The sequence below is a fragment of the Deltaproteobacteria bacterium genome (genome assembly GCA_020848745.1).
In the GTDB taxonomy this organism is placed as follows: Bacteria; Desulfobacterota; Binatia; order UTPRO1; family UTPRO1; genus UTPRO1.
In genome coordinates this window covers 17,030-30,379 of record JADLHM010000028.1, presented here as the reverse complement: position 1 = coordinate 30,379, position 13,350 = coordinate 17,030, and the positions used below count along the sequence as shown (strand labels likewise).

At 70.2% G+C, this 13,350-nt stretch carries 11 protein-coding genes; 8 read left to right on the top strand and 3 right to left on the bottom strand.

Annotated features, from left to right (window positions below):
- Together IT293_04305 and IT293_04300 are read left to right on the top strand one after the other, a co-directional pair.
- On the top strand, positions 1–951 hold a 951-nt coding region (locus IT293_04305), incomplete at its 5' end, for a CHAD domain-containing protein (GenBank protein ID MCC6763866.1).
- Positions 952–963: 12 nt separating this feature from the next.
- A complete protein-coding gene (locus IT293_04300) occupies positions 964–2,484 on the top strand; it encodes a Ppx/GppA family phosphatase (GenBank protein MCC6763865.1) in 1,521 nt (506 codons plus the stop codon).
- A 62-nt stretch (positions 2,485–2,546) separates the two neighbouring features.
- Here IT293_04300 and IT293_04295 read toward each other — a convergent pair whose 3' ends face one another.
- On the bottom strand, positions 2,547–2,897 hold the full coding sequence (locus tag IT293_04295) for a hypothetical protein (GenBank protein ID MCC6763864.1): 351 nt from the start codon (positions 2,895–2,897) through the stop codon (positions 2,547–2,549).
- A gap of 239 nt (positions 2,898–3,136) precedes the next feature.
- Here IT293_04295 and IT293_04290 point away from each other — a divergent pair, with 239 nt between their 5' ends.
- The 4 genes from IT293_04290 to IT293_04275 all read left to right on the top strand — a co-directional run bounded on the left by IT293_04290 (position 3,137) and on the right by IT293_04275 (position 7,419).
- Positions 3,137–4,222, top strand: a complete 1,086-nt coding sequence (locus tag IT293_04290; protein MCC6763863.1) for an SGNH/GDSL hydrolase family protein — start codon at positions 3,137–3,139, stop codon at positions 4,220–4,222.
- A gap of 119 nt (positions 4,223–4,341) precedes the next feature.
- Positions 4,342–5,043 (top strand): hypothetical protein, encoded by a 702-nt coding sequence (locus IT293_04285; GenBank protein MCC6763862.1) that lies wholly within the window; start codon positions 4,342–4,344, stop codon positions 5,041–5,043.
- A gap of 47 nt (positions 5,044–5,090) precedes the next feature.
- On the top strand, positions 5,091–6,710 hold the full coding sequence (lnt, locus tag IT293_04280) for an apolipoprotein N-acyltransferase (GenBank protein MCC6763861.1): 1,620 nt from the start codon (positions 5,091–5,093) through the stop codon (positions 6,708–6,710).
- 22 nt (positions 6,711–6,732) lie between these two features.
- On the top strand, positions 6,733–7,419 hold the full coding sequence (locus IT293_04275) for a class I SAM-dependent methyltransferase (protein MCC6763860.1): 687 nt from the start codon (positions 6,733–6,735) through the stop codon (positions 7,417–7,419).
- Between the two features lie 247 nt (positions 7,420–7,666).
- On the opposite strand, the gene IT293_04270 is transcribed toward IT293_04275, so the two are convergent.
- Complete coding sequence (locus tag IT293_04270) at positions 7,667–8,479, bottom strand: enoyl-CoA hydratase/isomerase family protein (GenBank protein ID MCC6763859.1); 813 nt, start codon at positions 8,477–8,479, stop codon at positions 7,667–7,669.
- A 177-nt stretch (positions 8,480–8,656) separates the two neighbouring features.
- Positions 8,657–12,013 carry a hypothetical protein gene (locus IT293_04265; GenBank protein ID MCC6763858.1) on the bottom strand — a complete coding sequence of 1,119 codons (3,357 nt, stop codon included), beginning with the start codon at positions 12,011–12,013 and terminating at the stop codon, positions 8,657–8,659.
- Here IT293_04265 and IT293_04260 point away from each other — a divergent pair.
- On the top strand, positions 11,987–12,421 hold the full coding sequence (locus IT293_04260) for a hypothetical protein (GenBank protein MCC6763857.1): 435 nt from the start codon (positions 11,987–11,989) through the stop codon (positions 12,419–12,421). The genes IT293_04265 and IT293_04260 overlap by 27 nt on opposite strands.
- Positions 12,422–12,450: 29 nt before the next feature.
- Entirely contained in the window at positions 12,451–13,296 is an 846-nt protein-coding gene (locus IT293_04255) for a cytochrome c (GenBank protein MCC6763856.1), read from the top strand.
- Positions 13,297–13,350: the final 54 nt, after the last annotated feature.

Here is a 13,350-nt window from a genome sequence, read left to right as displayed (position 1 = left end):
TCGATGATCGACGGTCTGGGTCCGCACCACGAGCGTGCCCTCTCGCGGGAAGGTCCCACCCGTCCGCGCCGCGCGGCGGCGCTCCTGCCGCTCGCCCGTTGGTCGCACGCGCTCGTCGAGATCGTCAAAGACCTCGATGAGGCCTCGCGCGCGCGCGCGATCCACCAGCTCCGCACCACCATCCGCCGCGTCGAGGCGCTCGTCGCGGCAGCGCCGGAGCCGTCGCCGGACGACCGCAAGATGCTGCGCCAGCTCGATCGCATCCGGAAACACGCCGGCAAGGTGCGGGACGTCGACGTGCACCTGAAGGCGGTGCGCGGCCTGCCGCGCGCGCTCGCGGCGGCGGGACGCGACGAGCTCGCCGCCGACCTCCGGAAGGCGCGCCGCAAGCGGCAGAAGCGGTTGTTGCGGACGATCGGCGAGGCGCGTGATCAGAGCCTCGTGAAGCGGCTCCGCCGGGCTGCGGCCGGGGCGACGGGCGCCGCCCGTGCGGACGAGCTCGCCGTCCACCGTGCCCTCGCGGGGGTCCTCGCCGATTTCGCGTTCCTCTACGCCGCGTCCACGCCGCTCCGGGCGTCGAACCTGCACCGGTTCCGCATCGGCGCGAAGACGCTGCGCTACCGGGCGGAGAGCTTCGCGCCGCACCCGCTGGCGGACGCGATCGTGACGGAGATCGAGCGCGCGCAAGACGCGATCGGCACCTGGCACGATTGGGTGACGCTCGGTGCGCGGGCGCGGAAGACGCTCGGCGACGACCACGTCGCGCTCCGCACGGCGCTGATGGCGCGCGTGGAGTCGTCGCGCGCAAGGGCGATCGCGGTGAGCGCGCGGGTCGCGGGTCGGCTCGGCAGGATGACGGTCGTCGGCGTCCGCAAGGGCGTGCGGAGAGTCGCGTCGCCCGCCGGCGCCGCGCCCGCCGGCGTCCGGCTCGGAACCAGGGCGCCGGCCTAGCGCCACGGACGCATGGCCACGTTCGCCGCGGTCGACATCGGCTCGAACTCCGTCCGGCTCAAGATCGCCCGCATCACGCGGAGCGGCTTCGCGACGGTCTTGGAGGATCGCGAGGTGACGCGGCTCGGCGGCAGCGTGTTTCGCACCGGGATCCTCGAGCCGCAGGCCATGGAGGCCACGATCGAAGCGTTGCAGCGCTTCCACCGGGCGGCCCAGCGCCACGGCGCCGCCGCGGTGCGCGTCGTCGCGACGAGCGCCATGCGCGAGGCGCGGACCGCGCGGGCCTTCGAGGACTGGGTGCGCTCGACGACTGGATGGAAGGTCGAGATCATCACGGGTCTCGAGGAAGGCCGGTTGATCCACCTCGGGGTGATGGCGGGAACGCGCGTCGCGCGCCGCGCGCTGCTCATCGATCTCGGCGGCGGCAGCTGCGAGCTCACGTTCTCGGTCGGCGGCCAGATCCAGGAGATGGCGAGTCTGACCATCGGCGCGGTGCGTCTGACCGAGGAGTTCCTGGCCCACGACCCGCCGAAGCCGAAGGAGCTGCAACGCCTGCACGCCTACATCGAGGAGGAGGTCGCGCGCATCGAGAAGCGCATCCTGGCCCGGCGGGTCCAGGCGACGATCGCGACCGGCGGGACGGCGGCGGCGCTCGCGGCGCTCGCGGCGAAGCGAGCGCGGCGCGCGGAGCGGGGGAGCCCGATGGCGACGGCCGGCGAGCTTCGCCGCATCGCCGACGAGGTCGCGGGGTACGACCTCGAAGAGCGGCGCGGCCTCACCGGCGTAGGGCCGCGACGCGCCGAGATCATCATCGCCGGCGCTGCCGTGTACGCCGGCCTGATGGTCCGCGGCATCCGCGGCTTCCGCTACTCACCGCTCGGTCTCCGCGACGGTCTCCTGGCGCAGATGGCCGCCGATCTCGGCGGCGAGCGCCGCATCCAGCAGCGCATCCGGTTGCAGCGCGAGCGGGCGCTCGAGGACCACGGGCGCCACTACGGTGTCGACGTGCGCTACGCCCGCACGGTGCGGAAGCTCGCCGCCGATCTCTTCGCGGCGCTGCGCAAGGTGCACCAGCTGCCCGCGGAGTACGGAGAATGGCTCGCCGCCGCCGCGATGCTCCAGGAGGTGGGCTCGTTCGTGAACCGGGACGGACGCCACCGCCACACGTCCTATCTCATCGCGAACTCCGAGCTCTTCGGCTACACGACCGAGCAGCGGCAGATCATCGCGACGATCGCGCGCTACGTCGGCAAGGCGCGTCCGAGCGCGGACGACCGCCCGATGCGCGAGCTCGGGGGCGACGACCGTGAGCTCGTGCCGAAGGCGGTCATGCTGCTCCGCCTGGCGCGGGCGCTCGACCAGAGCCGGATCGGCGTCGTTCGCTCGGTGCGGGCCCGGGTCCGCGGCGCGAACGTGACGCTCCGGATCTCGGCCCGGCGTCCGGGCGCGGACCTCGAGCTCTGGGCCCTCGAGAAGGAAGCGGAGTACTTCCGAGCGGTGTTCGGTCGCGAGCTCGTCGCGACCAGTGCCTGAGCGATTTCGTCGCGGATTCGCACGACGGTGCCGGCCGGAGCCGCCTGCGCCGCGCGCGGGTTTCAGCGGCGGTTCACCTCGCGCAGGATCTTCTGGACGTGCTCGCGGAGCGAGCCGCTGCGGAAGCCGTGACGGCTCCGGGTGGTGAGGGCGATCTCCTTGCCGACGATGTCGGCGGTGACGAGGTCGCTCACGAAGGTGCAGATGGCCGCCTGGAGCCGTCGCCGCCGGAGCTGCACGCGCGCCTCGCGCTGCGCCGGCGTCAGGCCCGGCTCGTGGGGGTCGGGGAGGGCGTCATCCAGGATGGTGCGGAGCACGCGCCGCAGCCGGAGCTCCCAGCCCGGCGGCAGGTGGACGAGGTACTCGCCGGGCCTCCGGCCGGGCCTGGTCGTGATGGGATGCGGACGCGCCACGGAACGACTCAGGTAGCAAGCGGCCGTCGGGTTGTCACGGTCCAATCGCGCGCCGTCCGGTGGCGGGGTGAGCACGGCCGGCGCGCCGGCGGCGCCAACGCGCGGTGTCATGAGCCGCCCGACGCCGGCCGTCGCGTCGTTCCGCATTTTTTCCTGGCCAGACGGGGCGGCGTCGTGTTACCCCGCCTCCACTCCCGAGCCGCGAGCCAGCGGCTCCCCAACAGACAGGAGGAAGTCGAATGCGATTCGGTCGGCATCTAGTCCCCCTTCTCGGGTTGTGTGCAGTGGCGGTGGTGACCTCCGAGGCGACGGCGTCGACGATCACGCAGAACGTGTCGTGGACGATCGACCGCGCGGGTACGACCACGAAATATCGCCTCACGGCGTACGGCGACTCGATCTACGCCGGCTACCGCGGCTCGCTCTCGAGCGTCGCGCGGCGCTCGGCTCCGACGGTCGACGGCGAGTATCTCTCGAAGCTCTGGAACGCCGACATCGAGACGATCCGGCGGACCAAGTCGGGCGCCGTCGCCTCCGACATCTACAACAACAAGATCGTGAAAGAGCGCTCGTACATGCAGACGACGAACACCCGCGTCGTCACCTTCGAGATGTGCGGCAACGACGGTCTCCAGGCGCGCAGCAACTTCGCGGGCCAGAGCGGCACGTGCAACCTCGGCGTGCTCGACACCGCCCTCAACAACTGCACGACCTACGTGCAGAACGCGATGAGCTACATCAACGCCAACGCCTACGGCGGGACCAAGCTCAAGGTGATCGCGAACCTCTACTACCCGGGCTACGACGCCGACAACGCGCTCAGCAGTTGCACGATCGGCGGCGTGCAACAGAACAAGCAGAACACGTTCCTGCCGTACATCGCCAAGATGAACTGGCGGATGTGCAACTTCGCGAACCAGTACGGCTTCACGTGCGCCGACGACTTCGCGCAGTACATGGGCGCGGACTACGACGCGAACGGCGACGGCCAGATCGACTCCGATGCGCTCCGCTACGTGCAGGGCGAGTCCGAGGCCGTGTACGTGACGCGTATCACGTCGACGCTGCGCTCCACGATCCGGGACGCCAACACCCACTTCGTGAACGCGGGCACGAGCTATGACTACATCCAGTCGGACAACACGCACGGGACGTACCTGGGCGCGACGGTCTCGGTCGGCCTCTTCGGCGGCACGGGCTCGGGCACGAGCGCCTCGTACTTCACCGACGCGCAGATCGTCGGCGGCAAGAACCCCGCCTGGAACCAGAACGGCCACGACCGCATGGGCTGGGCGATCAGCGTCAACAACCCGGCGACGCCGTAACGGCGGGACCGTCGTTCGCGTTCACGCGGCCGTCGCGCGCCTTGCGCGGCGGCCGCGCCGTTTTTCTGCTCCGTGCTTGCCGCTCCCGATGCCGCTCTCGTATATAGCTTCCGTCCCGCATGGCGTCTCAGAGTCGATCGCCGCATGCGAACGACGACGGCGTCCGCATCGTGCGCGCCGCCGGCACGCGCCGGCTTCCGTGGATGATCGCGGCCGCCGTCGCGATCCCGATCGCCGTGACGCTCGTCGCGGTCGCGTTGATCCGCGCTGCGGGGACGGCGGCGAGCACGCCGGTCGTCGCAGCCGCCGCCGGCACCGAGGCGCCGGTGGCGTCCCCGGTGGCGGCGGTGCCCTCCGCCGCCGCGCCGCCGCGCGCGGAGCGGGTCGTCCCCCGGCGGGTGGTGGCGGCGCCGGTCGAGGAACGGACGGGACACGGCGGCGCGGCCGCGCCGGCGCCCGAGACGTCGCCGCGCGAGCTCGACGCGGGTGACGCCATCCGCGCGCTTCGCGAGGAGGGGATCCACACCGGAATCGCCGCCTTCGGGCTTCCCGGCACGGATCCGCCGAAGCCGGGCCTCAGCGTGCCCGAGGGCTTCCCGCTGCCCGAGGGCTACGTGCGCCACTACCAGACCACCGACGACGGCGAGACGCTGCCGGCGATCCTCATGTTCCACCCGGACTACGAGTTCCTCGACGGGCGCGGCCGGGTCGTGAGGGTGCCCGACGATCGCGTGGTGCCGCGCGACATGGCGCCGCCGGGACTGGATCCGGATCGCGTGCTCCATCCGCCGGAGCGCAAGGCCGGCGAACCCGTCCATTGAGAGCCGTCGGTGCGCGCGGCCGGGTGGCCTCGGCCGGTCTCGCCATCGTGGCGTCGGCCGTCCTCTACGCGCTCTACTCGAGCGCGGCGTGGCCCTGGCTCGCGCTCGGGTGGGTCGGGCTCGTGCCCTTCCTCCGTGTGCTCGACGGCGTACGCTCGCTCCGCGCCGCGTTCGCGGCGGGCCTCGCCATGGCGGTCGCCTTCGAGCTCGCCGTCTTCGGGTGGTTCGCGTGGGCGATCGCCGACTACGCCGAGGCGTCGCCGCTCGTGCCGCTCGTGGTGTTGACGGCGGCATCGCCGCTCCTCCAACCGCAGTTCGTGACCGTCGCGCTCGCGCGGACGTGGCTCCGACGAGCCCGTCCGAACGCCGTCGCCGCCGTCGCGCTCATGTCGGCCGCGACCTTCGTCGCGACCGAGTCGGTGACGCCGAAGCTCTTCGGCGACACGCTCGGCTACCCGCTCTACGGCTCGCTCTGGTGGCGCCAGGCGGCCGACCTGAGCGGCGTTCCCGGGCTCACCTTTGCGATGGTCGCGGTGAACGAGCTCGCGTGGGCGGCACTTCGCGCGCGCGCGGCCGGCGCGCGTCTCGCGAGCCGCGCGGTCGCGGCGCCGGCGGCCTGCGCGGCCGGCGTCGTCGCGCTGCTCTCCGTGTACGGAGCCTGGCGCGTCGCCGCGCTCGACGCGCACGCGGTGGACCCCGGAGTCACGATCGGGCTCGTGCAGGCGAACCTCGGCCACTACGACCGCATGGCGGCGACGATTGGAAAGTACGAGACGGTGCGAACGATCCTCGACACCCACGTCGCGCTCTCGGCGCCACTCCTCGCGCGCGGCGATCTCGACGTCCTCGTCTGGCCCGAGACGGTCTACCCGACGACCTTCGGGAAGCCGAAGAGCGAGGACGGCGCCGCTTTCGATCGCGAGATCGTCGACTTCGCAGCGCGCGCCGGCGTCCCGCTCGTCTTCGGCGCGTACGACACGGACGGCGTGGCCGAGTTCAACGCCGCGTTCTTCCTCGCGCCGGCCGTGGAGGGCGCGAGCGGCGGACGGGGCGGGGTCGGTCGTGAGAACGCCGCCATCCCGCCCGCCGTCGCGGGCATCTATCGAAAGGCCACGCTGTTCCCGCTGACCGAGCGCGTGCCGGCGTTCCTCGACTCGAGATGGCTGCGGAGCCGGCTGCCGTGGCTCGGCACGTGGTCGGCGGGGGCGGGGGCGCGCGTCGTCTCCGTGCCGATCCGCGGCGGGGCGTCGCTCGGGGTGGCGCCCCTCATCTGTTACGACGTACTCGACCCGGCGCTCGCGCGCGCCGCCGTCGCCGACGGGGCCGACGTGATCCTCACGCTCTCGAACGACTCCTGGTTCGCCTTCGGCGCCGGACCGGAGCTGCACCTCCAGGGGGCCGCGTTCCGCAGCATCGAGACCCGCCGCTCGCAGGTGCGCGCCACCAACACCGGCATCTCGGCCGTGATCGACGCGACCGGACGCCTCGTCGCGCGCACCGGGGTCGGCGAGCGGACCACCCTCGTCGGCACCGTACGACCCGAGCGCACGGCGACGACCCTCGTGGTCCGCTATGGCGAGTGGATCGCGCCCGGCGCGTGGGTGCTCGTCGCGGCGATCGCTGGTTCAGCCCTCCGGGACCGGGAATTCCGGGCTATCGGCTCTTGAGGTTTTTCGGTACACACACCGCATGGCAACGGCATCCATGGACCGCTCCGTGACCGGAGCCGACGGCGGCGCGCGCGACTTCTTCGAGGGTTACGCGCGCGACTTCGACCACATCTACGACGAGGGCGGCAAGGGGGCGCTCGCCCGCTACGTCGACACGAGCCTGCGCAAGGAGATGCGGATCCGCTTCGAAAAGACGTTCGAAGCGTTGTCTCCGATGAAGGGGCGCTCGCTCTTCGACGCGGGTTGCGGCGGTGGTCGCTACGCCATCCCGGCCGCCAAGGCGGGCGCGTCGCAGGTGCTCGGGATCGACTTCAGCCCGACCATGCTCGATCTGGCGCGCCAGAAGGCGACGGCCGAGGGCGTCGGCAGCGTCTGCCGGTTCGCGCTCGGCGACCTGCTCACCTACCAGGTGCCCGAAAAGAGCTTCGACTACGCCATCGCGATCGGCTTCTTCGACTACCAGAAGGACCCCGAGGCCGCTCTCCGCGCGCTCTGCCGCCTGGCGAAGCGGCGCGTGTTCGTGAGCATCCCGAAGCGCTGGCATCTTCTCACGCCCCAGCGCTACGTCCGCTACACGTTCTTCCGCTGCTACATCCGCTTCTACTCGAAGGGCGAGGTCGAGCAGCTCGCCGCGAAGATGAAGCCGAAGAAGACGACCATCTTCGACATCGGGCGCGAGTACAACCTGCTGCTCGAGCTCGAGTGATCCCGCACCATCGCGGGGTGTCGGGGCGGGACTCGGGGCCGTTCGTGCAGTTGCGTACGCGACTCGGTCCGTACCGAGGCCCTGTTCCCGTCCGGGGGTGACGAAGCCACCAGCGCCGGAGGGTCGGCACTACGGTACGTTCGTGCGGCTCGACGCCGCCCAGCTCGCGAAGGATGCGACCCCGTCGCGCTGTGCGCCGGCAATCTGGCGCGTTTCGGACAGGGGACGGCGCGCGCGGCTACGGGGCTCAGCGGCGCCGGACGCGAGCCAGGTAGGCCAATGCAGCCTCTCGGGACTCCGGGTCGTGCAGTGCCGTCACCAGACTGTCGGCGTCGTTCCAGGCGCGAGCCGTGCCGACCATGCCCTCGGTCACGGCGTTCGTGTGGCGCTTGGTCGCGGTGAGGGTCAGGGCCGACTTGGTCGTCAGCTCCGACGCCAAAGCCTCGACGGCGTCGTCGAGGTCGGCGTCGGGGACTACCCGGTTGAGGAATCCCGCGGCCCGGGCTTCGTCGGCATCGAAGGGCCGGCAGGTCATGACCAGCTCCTTCGTCAGCGCCGGTCCGATCTCACGGACCAGCCTGGGGATGCCACCCCAGGCGAGCGGGATGCCGAGGTCCACTTCGGGGATGGAGAAGCGGGTTCCGATCGCCGCGATGCGGAGGTCGCACGCCGCGGCGAGGACCAGTCCGCCGCCGACGCAGTGGCCGTGCAAGCGGGCGATCGTCACCGCACGCATGGCCTCGATCGCGTCGGCCATCCGGCGGCCGGCGTCGGCGGCTTCGCGAGGTCCGGCGCTTCGAGTCGTTGCGCCGGCGCCAGCGGCCGGAGTGGCGGCGCCTTCACCGGCGAATGCGGCCAGATCGGCGCCGGCGGAGAACGCCCGGCCGTTGCCGCCGACGACGACCACTTTCACGTGGGGCCGGTCGTCGAGCCAGCGGGCCGCGGCAACCAACTCCTCCAACGTCGTGGTGCCCAACGGATTCAGTTTCTCGGGCCGGTTCAACCGGATCGATCCACGGGAACCGTCGGCTGTCACGTCGATGGTCCGGGTGCCATCCATCGTTTCGATCGTCATCGGGCTTCTCCTTGGGGTCGCGGGTCGTCGTGTGGGTTCCGTCGTGCCTGTGTGTTCAGACGCCGGATCAGATGCCCAGGTTCGCGTGATCGAGTACAGCCGGGCAGCATCCGGACCGGAGATCTCGAGCAGCACGTCGATAGCGCGCAAGCGTACGGTCGATCAGGGGCACGCCGCGGGTGCCGGGGCGTCTGCGGCCTTGAAGGTTCCCGGCTCGTCCTTCGAGATGATGCCGCCGAACGCCATGCAATAACGGTCGCCGTTGCCGATCGTGAGCTTGACGCCGAGCCCGCCTTGCGCGGCTTCATCAAGAGAGAAGTCGATGCCAGCCCCCTGGCACCGTGCGCGGAGCCGCTTGCCGTTCTGAATCACGACGGTCTTGCACGGGCCGGCCGCGCCGGCGCTGTCCGCGTACCGGTAGCCCTTCGAGCCGGCGGGGTTCCCCAGACCTTTCCAGTTCGCCGCCGGCAGCGTGAAGGCGTCGCGCTCCCCGGTCGTCGGGTTGACGATCTCAAGCACGGCGCCGCCCGCAGACGGAGCCGCCGGATCGCTCGGTGATGGGACGACCATGCCCGGATCGGCCGAGGTCACGGCCAGGCGCCGCCGTCCGGAGCGGTCGGACATCCGCAACGTCCTGCCGCCATGAAGCCACGTGGAAGCGGCTGCCGCCGGTGTCAGCTCGACGAGCGCGACGCCGTTCGGGATCAGCGGGACCTGCACGTCCAGGCGCCCTGCTGCCGGGATGACCCTTCGCTGCTCCACCGGACCGATGCCCACCTCCGGGGCAGCGTTGAGCTCGGCCGCGGCCTGCCGCTCTTCCGTCGCGATGGCCTGCCGATAGATCGCTACGGCCGCCCAGAAGTCCGCCGTGGCCTGCGCAGCGGGCTTCGAGAACGAGTCGGGATGGTCGAGGAACCACTGGTCGACGCACGCCGTGAACGCGTCCAGGCCCTGTTCCGTCTCCGGCTGACAGGTCGCGAGCAGTCCGGCCTCGACGACCGTCAGGTCGTTCACGGTCCAGTTGCGTCGTCGCAACTCGTCCGCGAAAGCGCCCTCGGCGGTAGTCTGCACTCGCGCCCAGCGCTGATCGACGGCCCCGCCTTCGCCGCACGCCAACGACGACGGTATCGGTTCCGTGCGCTTGTTGTAGCGGCAGGAGTTACCGTGCTCCCAGTCGATCGCGTAGCGGGTCTGGTCGTAGGCGCCGCCCGTCACTCCCGATATCGACAGGGTGATGGTTTGCGGAGTCGTCTTGCGCTCTTCGATCCACGCCTGGATCTCCGTCACCACCGGGGCGATCGCCTGCTGCTGCGCAGGCGGCAGGTGGCTGACGCAGTACGTGAACGCCGCTTCGAGATCCGCCCCCAGCTCCCGTTGCTGGGCGACGCAGGCGTCGAACGCGGCGAGCTCCCCGGGCGTGGCGACGCCGCGATCGATCAGCTCGTCGCGTACCATCTGATAGATGCGCCCCGGACTCGGATTGACGTAGTTGGCGACCAGAACGGCCAGCGTGCCGCTGGTCGGATCTGCGGTGGCCACGGCATCGACGAACGCGTCGTCGCCGGCCGCCGGCAAGCGTTCGGGCAGGAGGCGGCTCACGAGGCGAAACGCGTTGAACTTGGCGCGCGCCACGCCCACGGGGTGGTTGTCCTGCCGTGAGAACAGGCCGACGTGGCTCCAGCACTGGTCCGCCCACCCGTCCTGATCGCGCATCGACGTGTGGTTGTGAAAGGAGATGCCGAGCCGCGCCATCTCCTTCAGCATCGCGACGACGTAGGCCGCGCTCAGCTCGCCGGCGGTCTCCTGCCCGCAAGCCGATACGGTCCACTCGCCGATGCGGATGGGAGTGTTCTCATCCAGGCCGCTCGCGGTGAGCCAGTCTTTCGCTTGCCGCACCTGCGTATCGAGGGCGTCGCTTCTCGGATCGGTGGTCGGGAAGTGCCAGTCGACGAAATCGAGGGGCAGTTGCTCCTGGCCGGCGACTTCGAGCAGGCGCTTCATCAGCGGCTCCGGCGCCCGGACGAGGCTCCCGTAGTCGACCACGGGGTTGTGCTTGGCGTACTGCCATTTCCGGACCATGAGATTCACGTCGTTGGTGCCGCCGACGCGAGCCTGTGGATTCGCCATGCGCACGGCTCGCGCGGTGGTCCGGTAGAAGTCCAGATACTCCGCCTCCGTCCCGTAGAACGTCCACTCGGGTTCGTTCCATACGCCCCAGTAGAAGTCGGCGACGCCCTCCTCCGCGAAGATGCCGACCGTCCGTTGAACGAGGGCGGACCACTGAGCGTCATCGATCGGTGCGCAGTTCGCCCACAGGGGAGACTCCCAGGTGAACTGCGGCAGCGTGCCTTCGTTCTCGGCGCAGGACGACAACCACCGCGGCATGCGATCCGGATCGACGCCGACCGTGGCTCCGGCGTCCCTGACGACCTTGATCCTGCGAGCAATGCTCCGGATCTCGGAGTCGAAGAAGGCCCACTGCGTTGCGGTGGGCGTACCGGGAGGCAAGAGAGTCGCCGGGAAGAGGGCGGAGAAATTGAGGTCGTAGAACCGCCACATGTTGGGTCGGACGTTGGTGAAGAGGTTCGCGTCGAGGTCGGCTTGTTCCCACGTTCCGGTGAGCACTCCGAGTCCGAAGATGGGCTCCAGGGCCCAACCGCTCCCGGCGGCGTCGACGGTAAGGGAGAGAGCGGATGTCGGCGTCGGGGTGGGGGTCGTCGCTGCGCCGGCCGCCGTGGCCAGAACGACGAATAGCAGAACCGTGCCGAGCAACCTTCCGGGCGTGATGGCGCCGGCGTCGAGCCGATCGGCGCGCGGCTGCGGATCGGGACTTGGCGTGTCTGGAAGGCTCATGCTCGCGTCTGCGGCGCGACACTGGAACGTGCGGAACGCTTGCGCCTCACTTGTAAGGCCGTGTGCGACTGTCAGGCCGTGTACGACGTCGGCGGAGCCCCGGTCAATTACGAAATCGACCTGCGTCGCGCGCGAACGCGGCGCACCATCCGTGACTCGGAGGCATGGGCCGCATCGAGAACATGTTTTCTCCGACCTCTCTCGACGGCGCTCGCGCGTTCGCTCGCCGGCGATCACGTCGTGCGCGAAGACGAGATGTTGACGCCTGTGGCAAAGGGCAGTAGAGACGCGAGCGTCCGCGCGAACGTTCGATAGTGTGTAGTACGTCAACTCGCCGGCGCGAAAGGCCGTGTAGAGATTCTTATCGACCTGCGTAGAGATTCTTATCAATGTGAGCGGCTCATACGTTGGGCACTCGCGCTGTGAGAACGGTCTGTCGAAAGTCGGAGGATTCGAAGGATGACCGACGTATCTCTGGACCCGACGGCGACGGCGGTACGCGACACGCTGCTGCGCTGCCTGGCTGACGATCGGAAGACGCGCGAGCCGATGAACGCGCTCGTCATGTGGACCGAGCTCGGCAAGGGGCTCGCCGGGACGCTCGCGGGCGTGAGCGGGGAGCCGGGGCTGCTTCGGAAGATGATCTGCTCGTACGGCAGCGATCACGGTACGAACGTCGACCTGTCGCGCTGGGCCTATCGCCTCGAAGCCGAGGAGCGCCTCGATCGCGACGAGATCGCCATGGGGCTGCAGCGCGTCGAAGACCAGCTCTCGGAGGTGCTCTCCGCTCACATCGACAAGGCGGACGCCTCTCCCGACGCCCGGCGGGCACTCTTCGTCGCCGTGGTGAAGGGGTGGTTCCCCGTCGGCCTCGACATCATGCACGCGCTTCCTGCCGGCGCCGCCGCCTCCGAGGAGGCGCTGCTCGGCGCCCTCTCCGCCTGGTGCGAGCGGCACCTGCCGGAGGGAGAGGGAGAGCCCCTGGTCGGAGCACCCATGGAAGCGGCGCCTGCGGGAGAAGCGCCCGGGGTCGGGACGAAGCCGCGAAGGCCGCCGGTGGTGAAGGCCGGGTGAGCGGAATGGGAATCAGGAGCGGAGATCTCATGCGAAAGCCCATCGAACATCTCGTCAGGAACCTCATGTGCGCCGCGCTGGCGCTTGGCCTGCTTCTGCCTGAAACGGCCCGGGCCGAGTCGGGGGAGCAGATCTTTCAAACGCGCTGCATCGCGTGCCACACGGTCGGCGGCGGTCGGCGCGTCGGCCCGGACTTGAAGGGCGTGTCCGGGCGGCGCTCCGAGGAATGGATCATCAAGTTCGTGCAGTCGTCGCAGGCGATGATCGCAGCGGGCGATCCCGAGGCGGCCAAGCTCCTCGACGAATACAAGATCCAGATGCCGGACCAGACGCTGACCGCGGCCGAGGTGAAGAGCGTCATCGAGTACACGGACGGAGGGGCGGCCGCAGCCGCAGCCGCGCCTGCTTCGGAATTCCCGAAGGCGACGCCCGAGGAGGTCGTCCTCGGACAGCGGCTGTTCGTCGGGACGGAGCGCCTCGCCAACGGCGGCCCATCGTGCAACTCCTGTCACGACGTCACGAACGACGCGATCATCAGCGGCGGAGTGCTCGCGACGCAGCTCACGACGGTGTTCACGAAGCTCGGCGGCGGCGGCGTCCGCGCGATCCTCGGCAGCCCGCCGTTCCCGGTCATGCAGAAGGCGTACGACGGCCGGCCCCTGCTCCCGGCGGAGACGAACGCGCTCGTCGGATTCCTCGAGAAGGCGAACGAGGGGCAGAAGGATCACATGCCGCGTGACACGGGTATCAAGCTGTTCGGCGGCGGCGTCGGAGGGGCCCTGTTCCTCGCTGGTTGTTACTCGATGGTCTGGCGCAAACGGAAGCGCGATTCCGTGAACCAATCCATCTACGACCGTCAGGTGGCGTCGAAGTGACCCTCCTCGCCCCGCCTCCCTCCGAAGTCATCTAGGCCATTCTTAAGGAGCCAG

Coding starts and splice junctions, on each gene's coding strand:
- IT293_04260 (MCC6763857.1), top strand. CDS start 11,987: ATGATCTGCTCGTACGGCAGCGATCACGGTACGAACGTCGACCTGTCG.
- IT293_04275 (MCC6763860.1), top strand. CDS start 6,733: ATGGCAACGGCATCCATGGACCGCTCCGTGACCGGAGCCGACGGCGGC.
- IT293_04285 (MCC6763862.1), top strand. CDS start 4,342: ATGGCGTCTCAGAGTCGATCGCCGCATGCGAACGACGACGGCGTCCGC.
- IT293_04270 (MCC6763859.1), bottom strand. CDS start 8,479: ATGGATGGCACCCGGACCATCGACGTGACAGCCGACGGTTCCCGTGGA.
- IT293_04290 (MCC6763863.1), top strand. CDS start 3,137: ATGCGATTCGGTCGGCATCTAGTCCCCCTTCTCGGGTTGTGTGCAGTG.
- IT293_04255 (MCC6763856.1), top strand. CDS start 12,451: ATGCGAAAGCCCATCGAACATCTCGTCAGGAACCTCATGTGCGCCGCG.
- IT293_04300 (MCC6763865.1), top strand. CDS start 964: ATGGCCACGTTCGCCGCGGTCGACATCGGCTCGAACTCCGTCCGGCTC.